The 224-nt window shown below is 69.6% G+C and carries 1 protein-coding gene; it reads right to left on the bottom strand.

From position 1 onward, the window contains the following. The coding region (locus tag F0L46_RS25330; protein ID WP_149822389.1) for a TRAP transporter large permease subunit at positions 1–224 on the bottom strand (224 nt) is incomplete at both ends.

The raw sequence follows: 224 nt of genomic DNA on the forward strand, positions 1-224 counted from the left end.
CGGGCCACACCGCGATCAGCGCCCGCCGCCGCTCGGCGGAGGTGACGCGCTCGTGGGGCGGGGCGAGGTCGGGATTGCGGCGCACCACGATGGCGATGGTGAGGATGTAGAACAGGGTCGCGAGAAGCCCCGGGAGCAGCGCCGCCTGGAACAGCTTGACGATGTTCTGCTCGGTCGAGATCGCGTAGACCACGAGGATCACGGAGGGCGGGATCAGGATGCCC

It is taken from the genome of Salinarimonas soli, assembly GCF_008386575.1.
Classification (GTDB): domain Bacteria; phylum Pseudomonadota; class Alphaproteobacteria; order Rhizobiales; family Beijerinckiaceae; genus Salinarimonas_A; species Salinarimonas_A soli.